The sequence below is a fragment of the Gemmatimonadota bacterium genome (assembly GCA_009835325.1).
Lineage (GTDB): Bacteria > JAAXHH01 > JAAXHH01 > JAAXHH01 > JAAXHH01 > JAAXHH01.
The window spans coordinates 19,315-35,763 of record VXWP01000045.1 but is presented as its reverse complement, the minus strand read 5'-3'; the positions used below and the strand labels follow the sequence as shown (position 1 = coordinate 35,763).

Annotated in this window: 15 protein-coding genes (1 of these 15 only partly in view); 13 read left to right on the top strand and 2 right to left on the bottom strand. The window is 64.1% G+C overall.

The features are described 5' to 3' along the window. The first annotated feature begins 221 nt into the window (after positions 1-221). The 13 genes from dnaN to F4Z81_05570 all read left to right on the top strand — a co-directional run bounded on the left by dnaN (position 222) and on the right by F4Z81_05570 (position 15,365). Complete coding sequence (gene dnaN / locus F4Z81_05630; GenBank protein MXW04533.1) at positions 222-1,352, top strand: DNA polymerase III subunit beta; 1,131 nt, start codon at positions 222-224, stop codon at positions 1,350-1,352. 1 nt (position 1,353) lies between these two features. Then, the gene (gene recF, locus F4Z81_05625; GenBank protein ID MXW04532.1) at positions 1,354-2,463 is read left to right on the top strand and encodes a DNA replication/repair protein RecF; all 1,110 of its coding nucleotides are present in this window, start codon (positions 1,354-1,356) and stop codon (positions 2,461-2,463) included. Positions 2,464-2,472: 9 nt separating this feature from the next. After that, a complete protein-coding gene (locus tag F4Z81_05620; GenBank protein ID MXW04531.1) occupies positions 2,473-2,778 on the top strand; it encodes a DUF721 domain-containing protein in 306 nt (101 codons plus the stop codon). An 89-nt stretch (positions 2,779-2,867) separates the two neighbouring features. Further along, positions 2,868-5,207: a DNA topoisomerase (ATP-hydrolyzing) subunit B gene (gene gyrB / locus F4Z81_05615; protein MXW04530.1), complete on the top strand. Its 2,340-nt coding sequence runs from the start codon at positions 2,868-2,870 to the stop codon at positions 5,205-5,207. 57 nt (positions 5,208-5,264) lie between these two features. Then, complete coding sequence (gene gyrA, locus F4Z81_05610; protein ID MXW04529.1) at positions 5,265-7,763, top strand: DNA gyrase subunit A; 2,499 nt, start codon at positions 5,265-5,267, stop codon at positions 7,761-7,763. Positions 7,764-7,865: 102 nt separating this feature from the next. Further along, the gene (gene lysW, locus F4Z81_05605; protein ID MXW04528.1) at positions 7,866-8,033 is read left to right on the top strand and encodes a lysine biosynthesis protein LysW; all 168 of its coding nucleotides are present in this window, start codon (positions 7,866-7,868) and stop codon (positions 8,031-8,033) included. Positions 8,034-8,253: 220 nt separating this feature from the next. Further along, positions 8,254-9,108 (top strand): RimK family alpha-L-glutamate ligase, encoded by an 855-nt coding sequence (locus F4Z81_05600; protein MXW04527.1) that lies wholly within the window; start codon positions 8,254-8,256, stop codon positions 9,106-9,108. Next, on the top strand, positions 9,105-9,944 hold the full coding sequence (lysX, locus tag F4Z81_05595) for a lysine biosynthesis protein LysX (GenBank protein MXW04526.1): 840 nt from the start codon (positions 9,105-9,107) through the stop codon (positions 9,942-9,944). Before F4Z81_05600 ends, lysX begins: the two co-directional genes overlap by 4 nt. Then, positions 9,938-10,984 (top strand): N-acetyl-gamma-glutamyl-phosphate reductase, encoded by a 1,047-nt coding sequence (locus tag F4Z81_05590; protein MXW04525.1) that lies wholly within the window; start codon positions 9,938-9,940, stop codon positions 10,982-10,984. The genes lysX and F4Z81_05590 overlap by 7 nt, the downstream gene beginning before the upstream one ends. 20 nt (positions 10,985-11,004) lie before the next feature. Further along, positions 11,005-12,270, top strand: a complete 1,266-nt coding sequence (locus F4Z81_05585) for a histidine--tRNA ligase (GenBank protein MXW04524.1) — start codon at positions 11,005-11,007, stop codon at positions 12,268-12,270. After that, complete coding sequence (locus F4Z81_05580; protein ID MXW04523.1) at positions 12,267-13,064, top strand: [LysW]-aminoadipate kinase; 798 nt, start codon at positions 12,267-12,269, stop codon at positions 13,062-13,064. Before F4Z81_05585 ends, F4Z81_05580 begins: the two co-directional genes overlap by 4 nt. A 78-nt stretch (positions 13,065-13,142) precedes the next feature. Next, positions 13,143-14,312: an aspartate aminotransferase family protein gene (locus tag F4Z81_05575; GenBank protein MXW04522.1), complete on the top strand. Its 1,170-nt coding sequence runs from the start codon at positions 13,143-13,145 to the stop codon at positions 14,310-14,312. After that, positions 14,313-15,365, top strand: a complete 1,053-nt coding sequence (locus F4Z81_05570) for a [LysW]-lysine hydrolase (protein ID MXW04521.1) — start codon at positions 14,313-14,315, stop codon at positions 15,363-15,365. Positions 15,366-15,415: 50 nt separating this feature from the next. On the opposite strand, the gene F4Z81_05565 is transcribed toward F4Z81_05570, so the two are convergent. Both F4Z81_05565 and F4Z81_05560 read right to left on the bottom strand, forming a co-directional pair. Next, positions 15,416-16,201: a response regulator transcription factor gene (locus F4Z81_05565; protein MXW04520.1), complete on the bottom strand. Its 786-nt coding sequence runs from the start codon at positions 16,199-16,201 to the stop codon at positions 15,416-15,418. Then, positions 16,198-16,449: the final stretch of a PAS domain-containing protein gene (locus F4Z81_05560; protein MXW04519.1), read on the bottom strand. 1,359 nt of this gene lie beyond the right edge of the window; the window shows 252 of its 1,611 coding nt (coding positions 1,360-1,611); its start codon lies off the right edge, out of view; its stop codon occupies positions 16,198-16,200. The genes F4Z81_05565 and F4Z81_05560 overlap by 4 nt, the downstream gene beginning before the upstream one ends.

The window sequence follows — 16,449 nt, the reverse complement described above, 5'->3', positions numbered from 1 at the left end:
GTATACACAATATATTGTACGATTTTAGCGTCATACCGCGACGTTATACAATATAGGGTGGTTTAGCCTCACAAAACCCTTGCGCTGTCCCGAGCGTGATCTATATTCAATAATAGTAATAGGTTACTGTACAAGAAACCTCCCCGGTTCATTCTGTACAGTGCGGACCCGACGAGGTAACCGGCGAAGAACGCCCAGTAGACTGCCCAAAGGAGTACCCTGTGAAAATCACCATTCCGTCCAGTTCCACCCTGATGAGCGGTATACAGACCGTTCTGAATGTCGTTCCGCCGAAGACCACCCTGCCCATCCTGTCCAACATGCTGCTGGAGACGGAAGACGGCCACCTGACCATTGGGGCCACCGACCTGGACATATTCATCATGACGAAGATCCCCGCCCAGATATCGGGGGAGGGATCGATCACGGTTCCCGGAAGGAAATTCGCGGAAATGGTGCGCGAACTGCCGGACGCGCCCGTGGATATCGAGGTGGACGGGGTCAAGGTGATCATCCGGTGTGACCGCGGGGTATTCCGCCTGGTGGGCATCAGCAAGGACGAGTACCCGGCATTGCCGGACGTGACGTCCGAACAGACCATAGAGATTCCGTCGTCTTCGCTGCAGCGGCTGATCCGGAAGACGGTGTACGCCGTATCGAAGGACGAGATCCACCCGAGTCTCTGGGGCGCGTTCCTGCGCATAGGCCGGGGCGCCGTACGGATGGTGGCCACCGATGGGCACCGGCTGGCCAAGACGACGCTCCCCTGCGATGTTTCCGATGCGGCCACGGAGGGAATCATCGTGCCGCCCAAGGCGCTGAACAACCTCTCGCGCCTCATCGGGGAATCGGATTCGCCGTCCCGGATAACCATCGGCGAGAACCACGTCCTGTTCGAACTGGAGAACGCCAGGTTGTTCGCCAGGCTGATCGAAGCGACCTATCCGGACTACGAGCGGGTGATTCCCACGGGCAACGACAAGGTGGTCAAGGTGAACCGCGAGGAGCTGGAGAGCGCCGTCCGCCGGGTGTCCGTGTTGTCCAACCCCTCCACCCGGCAGATCCGGTATTCCTTCCGGCCGGGTTTCGTCGAATTGAGTTCCTTCAGCCACGATATCGGCGGCGAGGCCCGGGAAGAATTGCCGGCCGAATACGAAGGCGAAGCCATGGATACGACCTACGATTTCCGCTACCTCCTCGACGTCGTGGAGCGGATCGAGAGCGAAGAGGTGGTTTTCAAACTGGATACGCCGGTCAGCGCGGGCATCATCACCCCGTCCGGGGAGGAAGCGGAGGGCGAGGACTACCAGTGCCTGATCATGCCCTTCAGGACGACCGAGGCGGAAAGCTAAGGTGCACCTTCAAGGGCTGTCCCTCAGTCATTTCAGGAATTACGCATCCCTGTCGCTGGCCTGTGATTTGCAAACGAATGTTTTCATCGGATCGAACGGACAAGGAAAAACCAACCTTCTGGAAGCGGTTTACTACCTGTGCGTGGCCCGGTCCTGCCGCGAGGCACAGGACCGGGATCTCGTGCGGATGGGGGCGGACCACTTCCTGATACAGGGGCAGGGTCGCTCCGCGGAGGGCAGGGAGGTCGAGGTACAGATCCGATACGCCCGCCCGACGGGGAAGAAGGTTTTTGTAAACGAGTCGCCCCGGCGGAACCTGTCTGACCTGTACGGTATCCTGGCCGCCGTCGTGATTTCGCCGGACGACCGGAGGCTGGTCCAGGGCTCGCCGGGCTCGCGCCGGCGATTCCTCGACATCGCGATCTCGCAGTCCAACGCGGCGTATCTTTCGGCCCTGCAGGAATACAGGCGGGTGGTCCGGCAACGCAACGAAGCGCTGCGCGCGTACCAGGAGCGGCCGGGGAAGACGGAGGGCCTGGAGGTCTGGAACGCCCCGCTGGTCGCGCTGGGCAGCCGGATCATGAGAAAGCGGGTGGAAGTCGTCGAGGACCTGAAGGAAGAAGCCAGCCGCATACACGCCGCCGTCAGCGACGACAACGAGTGCCTCGAGATCGACTACGCGCCATCCTTCGAATACGAGGCCCTCGCCGATGTCGAGCAAGCCTTCGAGGAGGCGCTGGACCGGGCGGCGCCGCGGGAGAGGGTGCGGTGCATGACGGAGGTGGGGCCCCACCGGGACGACCTGTCCATCCGGATGAACGGGGTCTCGCTGCAGGCCTTCGGGTCGCAGGGACAGCACAAGACGGCGGCGACGGCCCTTAAGCTGGCGGAAGCCCGCTTTCTGTGGCACCGGTTGCAGGCCCCGCCGCTGCTGCTGCTGGATGACATCTTCGCGGAGATCGATGCCGCCAGGACGGGCCGCCTGATGGAAATGGTACCCGCCTACGGCCAGACCTTCATTACGACGGCCAAGGAAAGCGATATCGGGGACTACCGCCGGGGGATCACCCGGTTCCGCGTCCACGGAGGCGCGGTGACGCCCTATGACTGAGGATCGGGCATGACGCGGCTGAAGAAAAGCACCACCCTCGGCGACGCACTCCGGGAACTGGTGCGCAACCTGGGCATGGAAGGCAAGCTGGAGGAACAGCAGGCCGTGGAACGTTGGCCCCGGGTCGTCGGGGAGCGTGTCGCGGCGCACGCGCGGGCGGTCTTCTTCGACGGCGGAAAGCTGTTCGTGGAGTGCGACAGCGCCACCTGGAGCCAGGAGCTGCACTACATGAAGCCGGATATTCTGAACCGACTGGACCGGTCTTTCGGCAGACCCCTGGTCCGGGACATCATATTCACCAATACCAGAAGGTAAAATCGATGTCAGAAACACACGAAAACTCTTCGGACCGCTTGGACCGCCCGGACCGTCCGGAACACTCAAACAGCCCGGAATTGCCGGAGATGGGTTCCGGCGCCCCGGATAACGACCAGTACGACGCGGAGAACATCCAGGTCCTCAAGGGGCTCGAGGGGGTTCGCAAGCGCCCCGCCATGTACATCGGGAGCACAAGCGCCTCCGGCCTGCATCATCTCGTGGAAGAGGTGATGCAGAACGCCATCGACGAGCATCTCCAGGGGTTCGGCGATACGATCAAGGTGTACATCGAAGAAGACGGACGGATCACCGTGATCGACAACGGCCGCGGCATACCTGTCGAAATGCACCCCACGGAGAACCGGCCGGCCGTGGAAGTCGTCATGACCATGCTCCACGCCGGCGGGAAGTTCGACAACAAGTCCTACAAGGTATCGGGAGGCCTGCACGGCGTGGGCGTTTCGGTGGTCAACGCCCTGGCCGAATGGCTGGTCGTCGAGGTGCGCCGCGACGGGAAGATCTACTACCAGCGGTACGAGCAGGGCATCCCCGTATGCGACCTGGAGGTCCGGGGCGAGACGACCGAGAACGGGACGACCGTCTCCTTCAAGCCCGACGACGAGATCTTCGACTCGACGGAGTTCGATTTCGACCACATCGCCCACCGCTTCCGGGAACTGGCCTTCCTGAACCGCCACATGCGCATCGAGCTGCACGAGGAGGCCAGGGACAAATCCGCCATATTCGAGTACCGCGGCGGCATCGTCGAGTTCGTCGAGTACCTGAACGAGAACAAGACGGCCATCCATGACACCATCGGCATCCGCCAGGAACGGGACGGCAACCAGATCGACGTCGCCTTCCAGTACAACGACGGCTACCAGGAGAACATCTTCACCTATGCCAACACCGTGCGGACTTCGGAGGGCGGCTTCCACCTCGTGGGCTTCAAGACGGCCCTCACCCGTTCCATCAACAACTACGCCCAGCGGAACAACCTGCTGAAGAACCTCAAGGTGCCCATCACCGGCGACGACACGCGGGAAGGCATCACCGCCATCGTCAGCGTGATCATCCCCGACCCCCAGTTCGAGGGCCAGACCAAGGAGAAGCTCGGCAACAGCGATATCCGCGGCGTCGTGGAGTCGGTGGTCGGCGAGGGGCTCTCGGTGTACCTGGAAGAACATCCGGCCACGGCGAAGAGGATCGTCGAGAAATGCATCCAGGCGGCGATTTCCCGAGACGCCGCCCGCAAGGCGCGGGAACTGACCCGCCGGAAGAGCGCACTCGAAAACACCACCCTGCCCGGCAAGCTGGCCGACTGCACCCTGAAGGACCCCATGGCCTGCGAGATCTACCTCGTCGAGGGCGATTCGGCCGGAGGCACAGCCAAGTCGGGCCGCGACAAGACCTTCCAGGCCATCCTCCCCCTCTGGGGCAAGCCGCTCAACGTGGAGAAGGCCCGCATCGACACCGTGCTGAGCAATGACAAGCTCCAGCCCATCATCACCGCGCTCGGTGTCGGCATCGACGAGGATTTCGACCTGACCCGGCTGCGCTACGGGCGCGTGATCATCATGGCGGACGCCGACCATGACGGGCTGCACATCCGCACGTTGCTTCTGACCTTCCTGTTCCGCTACATGCGTCCGCTGGTGGAGCACGGCCACGTCCTGATCGCTCAGCCGCCCCTCTACCGCGTGCGCAAGGGACGCCGGGAGGACTACCTCAAGAACGACCGGGAGCTCTGGGAATACCTCCTGAACCAGAGCGTGGACCGCACGAAGGTGCAGCGGGCGGACGCGAACGGCAACGGGCACGCCCTGACCGAAGACAAGCTGCTGGCCCATCTCCGCGAGATGATGGACTTCGAAGAACAGATCGGACGGCTGGTCAAGACGGGCATGAAGCGCGAACACATCCTGGATATGCTCAGAGACCGGGACCAGTACGACGACTACCGGAGGGATCTGCGCGACCAGGCGGCAGCACGCAAAGCGCAGGAAGAAGCCGGCGAAGTCCCGGTACCCGTGGATCCCGTCGAAGAGGCCCTGGACCCCTCCCTGTACGGCCGGCTTCGGAAGCTGTGCCTCCGGCTGGAGGACGTCATCGACAGCGAGATGGTGGTCAGCACGGACAAGACCGAGAAGCGGGTCAAGGGGGTCGGCAAGCTGATCGACGCGGTGCTGGACGTGGGACGCGAAGGCGCCACCATTTCGCGGTACAAGGGGCTGGCCGAGATGGACGCCGAGGAACTGTGGCAGACCACGATGAACCCCGAAACCCGCACGCTGCTCCGGGTCACCCTCGACGATGCGGTGGAGGCGGACCGGATCTTCACAATCCTCATGGGCGACAACGTGGCTGCGCGAAACGATTTCATCCAGCGGAACGCCCTGCTGGTCAACAACCTGGACCTGCACTGACGCCCGGCGCCCGCCCGGCGCGACCACAACACGACATAACACGTTCAAGGGGAAAGCATGGCGGTAGAACAACACGACAACATCCAGCCGATCTTCATCGAAGACGAGATGAAGAGTTCCTATCTCGACTTCTCCATGAGCGTGAACCTGTCCCGGGCGATCCCGGACGTCCGCGACGGGTTCAAGCCGTCCCAGCGGCGCATACTTGTGGCGATGCGCGACCTGAACCTCACGCCGGGACGGCCCACGCGGAAGTGCGCCAAGATTGTCGGCCAGACGATCGGGGACTACCACCCCCACGGCGACCTGGCCGTGTACGATACCCTCGCGCGGATGGCCCAGCCCTTCAGCATGCGCTACCCCATGGTCTTCGGCCAGGGGAATTTCGGGTCCATCGACGGCGATCCGCCGGGCGCCATGCGGTACACCGAATCGCGGATGTCCCGCCTGGCCATCGAGATGATGGAGGATATCGACAAGAACACGGTCGATTTCATGCCCAACTACGACGAGTCGAAAGACGAGCCCACGGTGCTGCCGGGCAAGTTCCCCAACCTGCTCTGCAACGGCTCGCTCGGCATCGGCGTGGGCATGGCCTCCAACCTCCCGTCCCATAACCTCGGCGAAGTGGTGGACGGCATCGTGGCGGTGATCGACCACCCGGAAATCACGATCGGGGAGCTCGCCGCGCACATCCAGGGACCCGATTTCGCCACCGGCGCCATCATCTACGGCCGCAACGCGATCAACGAGTATTTCCACACCGGCCGCGGGAAGATCAAGGTGCGCGCCCGCACGATGATCGAGGTGCACGAGCAAAGCGAGAAGGAAACCATCGTCGTCACGGAGATCCCCTACAAGGTCAACAAGTCCAGCCTGATCGAGAAGATCGCCGACCTCGTCCGGGAAAAGCAGATACTGGGCATTACCGACATACGGGACGAGTCGGACCGGTCGGGCATGCGCATCGCCATCGACGTGCGGCGGGACATCCCGGGCAACATCGTGCTCAACCACCTCTTCAAGATGACGCCGCTGGAGACCACCATCGGCGTCACCATGCTGGCGCTCGTGGACGGGCGGCCCCGGGTCCTGAACATCAAGGAGTGCATCCAGCACTTCATCGACCACCGCCACGAGGTGCTGGTGCGCCGGACCACCTTCGACCTCGAGAAAGCCGAGCAGCGGGCCCATATCGTGGAAGGCCTGCGCGTCGCGCTGGACAACGTGGACCGCGTGATCGAAGTCATCCGCGGATCGCATACCGGCGAGGAGGCCATGGAGGTCCTGGGCGACGAGTTCGGCCTGTCCCGCGCACAGGTCGAGGCCATCCTGGACATGCGCCTGCAGCGCCTGACCGGGCTGGAAAGAGACAAGCTGGAAGAAGAATACGAAGAGCTGGTCGCGCGAATCGCCGATTACCGGGACATCCTCTCGCGCCTGGAACGCAGGATGCAGATCATCAAGGACGAGATGATCGACCTGAAGGAGCGCTACGGCGACGAGCGGCGGACCGAGCTGATCGACATCGAGGGCGATCTCAGCATCGAGGACCTGATCGCCGACGAGGAGATGGTCATCACCATATCCCACGCCGGCTACGTCAAGCGCCTGCCCATGGACACCTACCGCAGCCAGAACCGCGGCGGCAAGGGGATCACCGGCATGAAGACCCGGGAAGAGGATTTCGTGGAGCACCTCTTCTCCGCCTCGACCCACTCCTACATCCTGTTCTTCACGAACCGCGGCAAGTGCTACTGGCTCAAGGTGTGGGAGATCCCCGAAGCCGGCCGCACCGCCCGGGGCAAGGCCGTCGTCAACCTGCTGCAGCTCGACCAGGGAGAGAGCATCGCCGCCTTCCTGCCGATCAGGAACTTCGACGACGAGCACTATATCCTGATGGTGACGCGAGGCGGCCTGGTGAAGAAAACCGTGCTGTCGGCCTATGGGAATCCCCGGCGGAACGGCATCGTGGCGCTGAACATCCTCGAGGGCGACGCCCTCATCGAGGCCCTGTTGACCGACGGCGACAACGACATCGTCATCGCCAGCCGGAACGGCCAGGCCGTCCGCTTCCACGAGAGCGACGTCCGGACGATGGGCCGGGGCGCACAGGGGGTGCGGGGCATACGCCTCGGCGAAGGCGACCGGGTCGTGGGCATGCTGGCGTCGGATCGGGACACCACGCTGCTTTCCGTGACGGAGAACGGCTACGGGAAGCGGACGGACATCGAGAACTACCGGCTGACCCGCCGCCACAGCAAGGGCGTGAGCAACATACGCACCAGCGAACGCAATGGCCCCGTCGTGTCGATTCACGCGGTCTCCGACGAAGACGAGCTGATGATCATTACCACGAACGGCCTCATCATACGCCTGCCGGTCCGCGACCTGCGCCCCATCGGCCGGAACACCCAGGGCGTTAAGCTCATCAACCTGGGCGAGGGGGACCGGGTGATCGATGTTTCCAGGATTACGCCAGGCGACGAAGAGGACGATCCGGAGACTTCCGAAACGGCCGAATCACCCGGTACGGACGGCGAAGAGGAAGAATAAAAAAGCGCTTGACACCCTTAGCGCGCACCCTATATTGCGTCCGTTCTTTAAGGAGGAAAGACCTTTCGTTCCGAGGCTGCATTGGTGCAAAACGGGGGTTTTATGAGCGGGATCTGCCCGGAATGTGGCGCCGAGATCACCCTGGACTATGATGTCGAGGTAGGTGAAATCATTACGTGCCCGGAATGCGGCGCGGAACTGGAAGTAATCAGCGTCGACCCGCTGGAGTTTGCACTGGCACCGGAAGAAGAGGAAGACTGGGGCGAATAGGCCCGCGGTCGGATGTAAGGAAATCACGATGAGCAAACGAATGAAACATAAACATGGTAAACATGATTGTGATTTGCGTTCGTCCGCTCATCGGGCCCCGCGGTAATCCTGCGAAAGGGATAATGGGGCAACGGGAACAGTTGGGAGCCGTGTTCCTCTTCGATTGAGCGAAGAGGCCGGCTCTTTTTTTTTGCATGCGGGACAAGGGGACGCGGGATCTATGGAATTGGGCATCGTGCTGTCGCGAATCAGGAAGGACGAGAAGCGGTTGATCGCCGAAGCGGACCGCCGCGGCATCGACGTGACGACGATCGACAACACGCGGCTGGTCTTCGAACTGGATCGGCGTCATATGGACCTGGACGTGGTCCTCGAGCGCTGTACCGATCACCATCGCGCCGTGTACGCGCTGACCGTCTTCGACCACTGGGGCATTCCGACGGTGAACCGCCAGTCGGTGGTGGAGACGTACGGGAACCGGCTGCTGACGTCCTTGGCCTTGCGGGAGAACGGCGTGCCGGTGCCGGGAGTGCGCGTGGCGTACACGCCGGGTTCCGCCCTGGAAGCCATGGAGGACATGGGATACCCGGTCGTCCTCCGGCCCGTGGAGGGTCCCGAGGGCCATCTCGTTTCCCGGATCGGGGACAAGTATACCGCGGCGACGGTCCTGGAGCACAAACGCATCCTCGGCGCATATCACCACTCCATCTTCTTCATGCAGAAGCACATCGATTCGCCCGGACACGACATCAGGGCGTACGTGGTCGGCGACGAGACGGTGGCCGCCGTATCGGTGCTGACCCACCACTGGATCGGGACCATCACCGCCGGCGGCCTGATGAAGCAGGAGCCCGTCACGGAGGAACTGAACGGCCTGGCGGTCGGCGCCGTCCGGGCGATCGGCGGCGGTATCGCTGTGGTGGACATGGTTCGCACGAAGGATGCCTGGTTCGTACAGGAGATGGGCCCGCCGTCCGGGCTTTCGGACGCATCGGACGTCACCGGTGTCAATATACCGGGGAAGATCATGGACTACGTGGCGGACTCGGTGGCACAGGAGGGACGTGACGCGTGAAGATCGGCATGCTGCTGTCCATCGTTTCCACGGAACAGAAGATGCTCTTCGAGGCCGCGGCGAAACGGGGTATCGTCTTCGACCGGCTGGACGACCGGCGCATCGTCTTCGACCTGGAGAACCACCGGTACGACCACGACGTCATACTCGAACGGTGCATCAACCATTCCAGGGCCCTCAACTCGCTGAAGATACTCAACGCCAGCGGCATCAGGACCGTCAACTCCTACGAGGTGGCCCGCGTGTGCGGGAATAAGTTCCTGACGACCATGGCGCTGGTAGACCACGGGGTACCCACGCCGAAAGCCCGCGTCGCGTTCACGGCCGAGTCGGCCCTGGAGGAAATGGAATCCATGGGCTATCCCGTCGTGGTCAAGCCGCCCATCGGTTCGTGGGGGCGCCTCATCGCGCGGGTCAACGACCGTCATGCCGCCGAAGCGGTGCTCGAGCACAAGGAGACCCTGGGGTCATATCAGCATTCGGTGATCTACATCCAGGAGTACGTCGAAAAGCCGGGCCGGGACATCCGATCCTTCGTGGTCGACGGCGAGACCATCTGCGCCGTCTACCGGTACTCGGATCACTGGAAGACCAACACCGCCCTGGGCGGGACGACGGCCGACTGTCCCGTGGAGGGTGACGTGGGTACGCTTTCCGCCCGCGCCGCGGAAGCGGTGGGCGGCGGCGTGGTGGCCGTCGACCTGCTGGAATCGCCGGACGGGATCCTCGTCAACGAGGTCAACTACACCATGGAATTCCGGAACAGCATACAACCGACGGGCGTGGACATTCCCGGCCGAATCATCGATTATCTGGTAAAGGTGGCCCAATCATGATCAAGGTGTCTATCGCCGGCGCGTCCGGATACGGCGGTGGGGAACTGCTCCGCCTGCTCCTGTTCCACCCGGAAATCGAAATCGGGCAGGTGACGTCGGAATCGCTCGCAGGCAAGCCCGTCGGCCGGTCCCATCCGAACCTTCGGCGGGTCACGGACCTCAAGTTCAGCGCCCTGGCCGACCTCGAGCCCTGCGACGTCCTGTGCCTGTGCCTGCCCCACGGGGAGGCGATGAAGAGGTGGGACGATTTCTCCAGCCTGTCGGCCCGTGTCATCGACCTGAGCGCGGACTTCCGCCTGCACGATCCGGCGGATTATCCGACCTGGTACGGGCATGCGCATGCCCATCCAGACGTCCTCGGCCGGTTCGTGTACGGCCTGGCCGAACTCTACCGGGATGAGATCAGGGACGCTGAATGCGTCGCGTGCACCGGGTGCCTGGCCGCCACGGCGATCCTGTCGCTGGCGCCCCTCGTCAGGGCCGGCGCCGTCGACCCCTCCCGGCTGTACTTGGAAGGCAAGATCGGCTCCTCCGCGGCGGGACACCGGGCCGACCGGTCCACCCATCACCCGGACCGCAGCGGGGCCGTGCGGTCCTTCAAGCCCACGGGCCATCGGCACACGGCGGAGATCGTGCAGGAGCTCACCTTCGATGGGCAGGCGCCCACGGTGCATTTCTCGGCGACGGCCATCGAGCTGGTGCGCGGTATCCTCATGACGACCCACGCCTTCGTGAACGACGGCCTGGCCGACAAGGATATCTGGGGCATCTACCGGGCGGCCTATGGCCGGGAACCCTTCATCCGCATAATCAAAGAGCGCACCGGCGTGTTTCGCTATCCCGATCCGAAGTTCCTCGCGGGCACCAATTACTGCGACATCGGGTTCGAGCGCGATGAGCACAGCGACCGGGTCGTGGTCATGGGCGCGCTGGACAACCTGGTCAAGGGGGCGGCCGGACAGGCCGTGCAGGCCCTCAACATCATGCACGGGTGGGACGAGCGGACGGCCCTGGAGTTTCCGGGCCTCCACCCGGTCTAGCACCCGGTACAGGACGCATTATGAATTACAGGGCACCGAGAGGCACCTACGACATCCTCCCCGAGGACCAGGCCCACTGGCGCCACGTGACCGAGACCACGCGCCGGGTCTGCGAACTCTTCGGCTACGAGCAGATCGACGTGCCGGTCTTCGAGCAGACCGGCCTCTTCGAGCGGAGCGTCGGCGAATCCACCGACATCGTCGAGAAGGAGATGTACACCTTCCTCGACCGCAACGAGGAGCGCATGACCCTGCGCCCCGAGTTCACTGCGGGGATCTGCCGTGCCTACGCCGAGCGCAAGCTGCACGGCCGGCCCCAGCCCCTGCGGCTCTACACCATCGGCCCGGCCTTCCGGTACGAGCGTCCCCAGGCGGGCCGGTACCGCCAGTTCTACCAGATCGACGTGGAAGTGCTGGGCAGCCAGGACCCGGCCATCGATCTCGAGGTCATGCAGGTCGCCTGGCAGATCTACGAATCGGTCGGCATCAAGAACCTGTCCTTCCAGGTGAACAGCACGGGATGCCCGGTGTGCCGTCCGGGATACGTGGAAAAGCTTCGGGCCTGGTACGCGGACCGCCTGGACGGGATCTGCGCCGACTGCGCGCGCCGCTACGAGCAGAACCCGCTTCGGCTGCTGGACTGCAAGAAGGAGGCCTGCCGAGCGATCGCGGACGAAGCGCCGCGGATCGCGGATTCCCTGTGTGACGAATGCAAAACCCACTTCGACCGGTTGAGGTCCTACCTGGACGACCTGGGCCGGCCCTACGAGGTCAATCATCGCCTGGTGCGGGGGTTCGACTACTACACGAAGACCGTGTTCGAGGTCTGGGCCGAGGGCATCGGGGCGCAGAACGCGGTATGCGGCGGCGGCCGCTACGACGGGCTGATCGGCATGGTCGGCGGTCCCGAGACGCCGGCGATCGGATTCGCCTCCGGCATCGAACGCATCATACTCACGATGAAGCAGGAGGGGATCGAGCCTCCCGGAGTGCCGAAGCCGCGGGTATTCGTCGCCTATCTCGGCGCGGAAGCCAAGTCCGCCGCGGTGGTCCTGGCGCAGGAGCTGCGCGCGGCCGGCGTGGGCGCGACGGCACTGTGGGAAGACCGGAGCCTGAAGGCCCAGATGAGACAGGCCGACCGGCTCGGCGCCGCCTATACCCTGATCATCGGTGAAGAAGAGGTGAAAAACGGCGTCGTGATGATCCGGCGCATGGCGGACAGCACGCAGGCGTCCGTGCCCCGGTCGGAGGCCGTGGCCGCCGTTAAAGAAGGGAATACTCAATGATCGTGGTGAAGACGGGCGGCAGCCGGGGCATCAACCTGGATTATGTCCTGGAGGACATCGCCCGGCAGACCGAACCGCTGGTGCTGGTGCACGGCGCGTCTGACGAATTGAACCAGATTTCCGAGCAGCTGGGCAAACCGCCCCGCATGGTCACGTCGCCGTCCGGATACACGAGCCGGGTCACCGATCAGGAAACGCTGGACATCTTCACCATGGTGTACTGCGGAAAGCGCAACACCCGCATCGTCGAGAAGCTGCAGCAGCTCGGGGTCAACGCCGTCGGGCTGAGCGGCGTGGACGGCCGCCTGCTCGAGGGCCGCCGGAAACCCAGTATCCGCATCGTGGAGGACGGCCGGACGAAGATCCTGCGGGATGACTACACCGGCCGGATCGAAAGGGCGAACGTATCGCTCCTGACCACGCTCCTCGACCAGGGTTACCTGCCCGTCATCAGTCCCCCCGCCATCAGCTACGAAGGCGAGGTGATCAACATTGACGGCGACCGCGCGGCTGCCGTGATCGCCGATGCCCTCGGCGCGGAACGGCTGGTCATCCTCTCCAACACGCCGGGGTTCCTCGAGGATGCGGACGATGAGGACACACTGATACCCCGGATATCCCGGGACGAAATCGACGATGCGATCAAGACCCACGCCCGGGACCGCATGAAGAAGAAGCTGCTCGGCGCGAAGGAGGCGCTGGAGGTCGGCGTGGGCCAGGTGATCCTGGGGGACGGCAGGATACCCGAGCCGGTCACGGCGGCCCTGTGCGGCGCGGGCACTGTGATCGGGTAGCGGGCAGGCGCCCCCACCGGACGGAGAAGGCCCGCGGCAAGGCGGATGAATCGGTATCGTAAAATGGAGCGCGAGAAAATGACTGACTACCAGGCCATGGAAAACCAGGCGTCGATGGGCATTCTGCCCAAGCGGGACGTGGTGATCGTCCGCGGCAGCGGCGCGCGCCTCTGGGACGCGGAGGGTAAGGAATACATCGATTGCATCGGCGGGATCGGCACGGCCAACGTAGGCCACTGCCATCCGGCCGTGACAGAGGCGATCGCGCGGCAGGTAGAGCGGCTCGTGATCTGTCCGGACACCTTCTACAACGACCTGCGGGCGGAACTGGCCACGGCCCTGACCCGGACCGCCCCGGAGGGGCTGGACCGGCTCTTCCTGTGCAATTCGGGTACGGAAGCGGTGGAGGCGGCGTTTAAATTCGCCCGTGTCGCCACGGGGCGGACCGGCATCATCGCGGCCCAGCGCGGATTTCACGGACGTACCTACGGATCCCTGAGCGCGACCTGGAATCCCAAGTACCGCGCCCCCTTCGAACCCCTTGTGCCCGGGTTCACCCACGTGAAATACAACGATGCCTCCGCCATGGAGGAATCCATCGGCGACGAGACGGCGGCGGTGATCCTGGAAGTGGTGCAGGGCGAGGGCGGCGTTCGTGTCGGCGACTGCGCGTATCTTAAGCACGTGGAAGCCCTGTGCCGGGATCGGGGCGCCCTGTTCATCGTGGACGAAGTGCAGACCGGATTCGGGCGGACGGGCGCCCTGTTCGCGTGCGAGCACCATGGCCTGCGGCCGGACATCCTCTGCCTGGCCAAGGCCATGGCCGGCGGTCTTCCCGTGGGCGCGACGCTCTGCGCCGAAACGGTCCGGGGCGTACCCGCCATGTCCCATGGCAACACCTTCGGCGGCAGTCCGGTGGTCTGCGCGGCCGCCCTGGCCACGCTACGCGTGCTGGAGGAGGAAGGACTCGTCGAGAAAGCCCGGGAGAACGGCGCGTACTTTCGGGACGGCCTCGCGGCGCTGGACGCGCCTTTTGTCCGGGAGATCCGGGGCATGGGCCTGATCATCGGCGTCGAGATGAAGGGTCGGGTCACTCCTATCCTCCGCGGACTCATGGAACGCGGCGTGATGGCCCTGCCCGCGGGCAACACGGTGCTGCGTTTCCTTCCGCCCCTGTCGATTTCCAGGGAAGAGATCGACCAGGTCGTTGAGACCACGGGCGCGGTGCTGGGATCGTTGGAGGCTTAAATGAGCCGCGATCGCGACGACATTGCCTTGCTGCGGGGCCTGGTCGAGCGTTACAGTCCTTCCACGCAGGAAGGCGAAGCCGTCTCCTTCCTGGTGGACGCCATGGAGCGCCGGGGTCTCCGCGCCTACGAGGACGAGGCCGGGAACGCGGTGGGTGAGACCGGTAGCGGCGAACCGCATATCGCCCTGGTCGGGCATATCGACACGGTGGCCGGCATCGTTCCCATCCGGGAGGAATCGGGCCGTCTTTACGGCCGCGGCACGGTGGACGCCAAGGGTCCCCTGGCCGCCTTCGCCGCCGCCGCGAGCCGGCTCAAGAATACCACCGGCGGCCGGATCACCGTCGTCGGCGCCGTGGAGGAGGAATGCCCCACCTCGAAGGGCGCCCGCCACCTGGTGGACCGCATGCGGCCCGACTGCGTGTTCATCGGCGAACCGAGCGGCTGGGACAGCATCACCATCGGTTACAAGGGCCACGTGGATTTCGACTACCGCCTCGAACAGCCCAATGCCCATCACGCGGGGGACCATCGACGCGCGGCGGAATGGGCCATCGAGCTGTACAACGCCCTCAAGACCCGGCTCGCCGAACAGACTACGGAAAGTGAGTTCGAGTCTCCCCGACTCGAGCTGCGGCGATTCCACACCTTTGACCGGGGGTTGACCGAGGGCGTCGAAGCGTACTTCTCGGTGCGCGTGCCGCCCGGTTACGACATGGATGTCCTGAACGAATTCGTAATGGACCAGGCGGGCCCAGCCGAAATCGAGTGCGACCAGCGCCTGCCGGGCGTAATCGCTTCGAAGAACAACCCGCTGATCCGGGCGCTGTTGCGGGGCATTCGCCAGGCAGGCGGCCGGCCGATCTTCAAGAAGAAGACGGGCACGTCCGATATGTGCATCGTCGGCCCCGCATGGAAATGCCCGATCGCGGCCTATGGTCCCGGCGACTCCAGCCTGGACCATACCCCTGACGAGCATATCGTCCTGGACGAGTACCTGCGCTCCGTCGAGGTGTTGACGACGGCGCTGAAGCAACTGACCGCAGCCGCTTAACCGGCCTCAGGCCGGCCGCACTGATCCTCTCTCCGACCTGAAACAAACATCTACGGTACTCCCGGCCTGCCCATGCGGTAGCCGACTCCGCGTTCGTTGATGATGTAGCGTGGTTTGCCGGCATCGTCACCCAGCTTGCGGCGAAGCTTCTTTACAAAGGCGCGCACCAGCTTCGGGTTGGCGTAGGACTTGGTGCTCCAGATCTGACGAATCAGGACGTCAAAGGTCGTCACCCTTCCTGCGTTCAGCGAAAGCGCGCGCAGCAGATCGTACTCGATGGGCGTAAGGACGACCGGGACGTCGGCCACGCTCACCCGGCGTTGATCGTAGTCGATGGTGAGATCGCCCAGCACGAAGGGCTCGGTTTCGGCCCGTTTGCGCAGCGCCGTGCGGATGCGGGCCAGCAATTCGGTAGCCGAGAAGGGTTTGACGATATAGTCGGCCGCGCCGGTATCGAGGGCCTTCGCGATGGTCTCGTCCCGGCCGTTGGCTGAAATGAAGATGACGGGCAGTTCAGCCAGATCGGGCACGTTTTCCATCAGCTGGATACCGTCCGTGTCGGTAAGCAGAAGATCCAGGAGGACCAGATCGGGTCGCTCGGTCTTGATGATGCGCGGCAAACTGGCGTGGTCTCCGGTCACCACCGCGTCATATCCCCCTGCCACGAGCATGTCGCGCACATAGCGGAGCATCTGCGGGTCATCGTCGAGCACAAGGATGCGTATCGGTTCGCGGCCTTCTCCATCGTTCAGCGTATCGGCCGGGACAGGACCGGGTTCCGGCGGCTTGCGAGGCGCCGGCTCGCGACTTTCGGCCAGCGGGACCGTAAAGGTCACGCGGGTACCGCGCCCGATGCCCGGACTTTCGGCCCAGATGCGCCCCCCGTTCGCCTCGACCAGGCCCTTGCAAATTGCGAGGCCGAGTCCCGATCCCGCGATGGCCGACTCACGGTCGTTGCCGTCGAAACTTGCATACTTTCGAAACATGTGCGGGAGACGGTCCGGCGCCACCCCCCTGCCTTCGTCGCGGACGGAGATCGCGACGTGCGTCCCGTCACGCTCAGCGCGGACCCGGATGGGCGAAG

Bases quoted from the DNA above. Each gene is read 5' to 3' on its own strand.
- F4Z81_05600 (MXW04527.1), top strand. From the start codon at position 8,254: ATGGAATTGGGCATCGTGCTGTCGCGAATCAGGAAGGACGAGAAGCGG.
- F4Z81_05620 (MXW04531.1), top strand. From the start codon at position 2,473: ATGACGCGGCTGAAGAAAAGCACCACCCTCGGCGACGCACTCCGGGAA.
- gyrB (MXW04530.1), top strand. From the start codon at position 2,868: ATGGGTTCCGGCGCCCCGGATAACGACCAGTACGACGCGGAGAACATC.
- F4Z81_05580 (MXW04523.1), top strand. From the start codon at position 12,267: ATGATCGTGGTGAAGACGGGCGGCAGCCGGGGCATCAACCTGGATTAT.
- F4Z81_05570 (MXW04521.1), top strand. From the start codon at position 14,313: ATGAGCCGCGATCGCGACGACATTGCCTTGCTGCGGGGCCTGGTCGAG.
- F4Z81_05575 (MXW04522.1), top strand. From the start codon at position 13,143: ATGACTGACTACCAGGCCATGGAAAACCAGGCGTCGATGGGCATTCTG.
- gyrA (MXW04529.1), top strand. From the start codon at position 5,265: ATGGCGGTAGAACAACACGACAACATCCAGCCGATCTTCATCGAAGAC.
- lysW (MXW04528.1), top strand. From the start codon at position 7,866: ATGAGCGGGATCTGCCCGGAATGTGGCGCCGAGATCACCCTGGACTAT.
- F4Z81_05585 (MXW04524.1), top strand. From the start codon at position 11,005: ATGAATTACAGGGCACCGAGAGGCACCTACGACATCCTCCCCGAGGAC.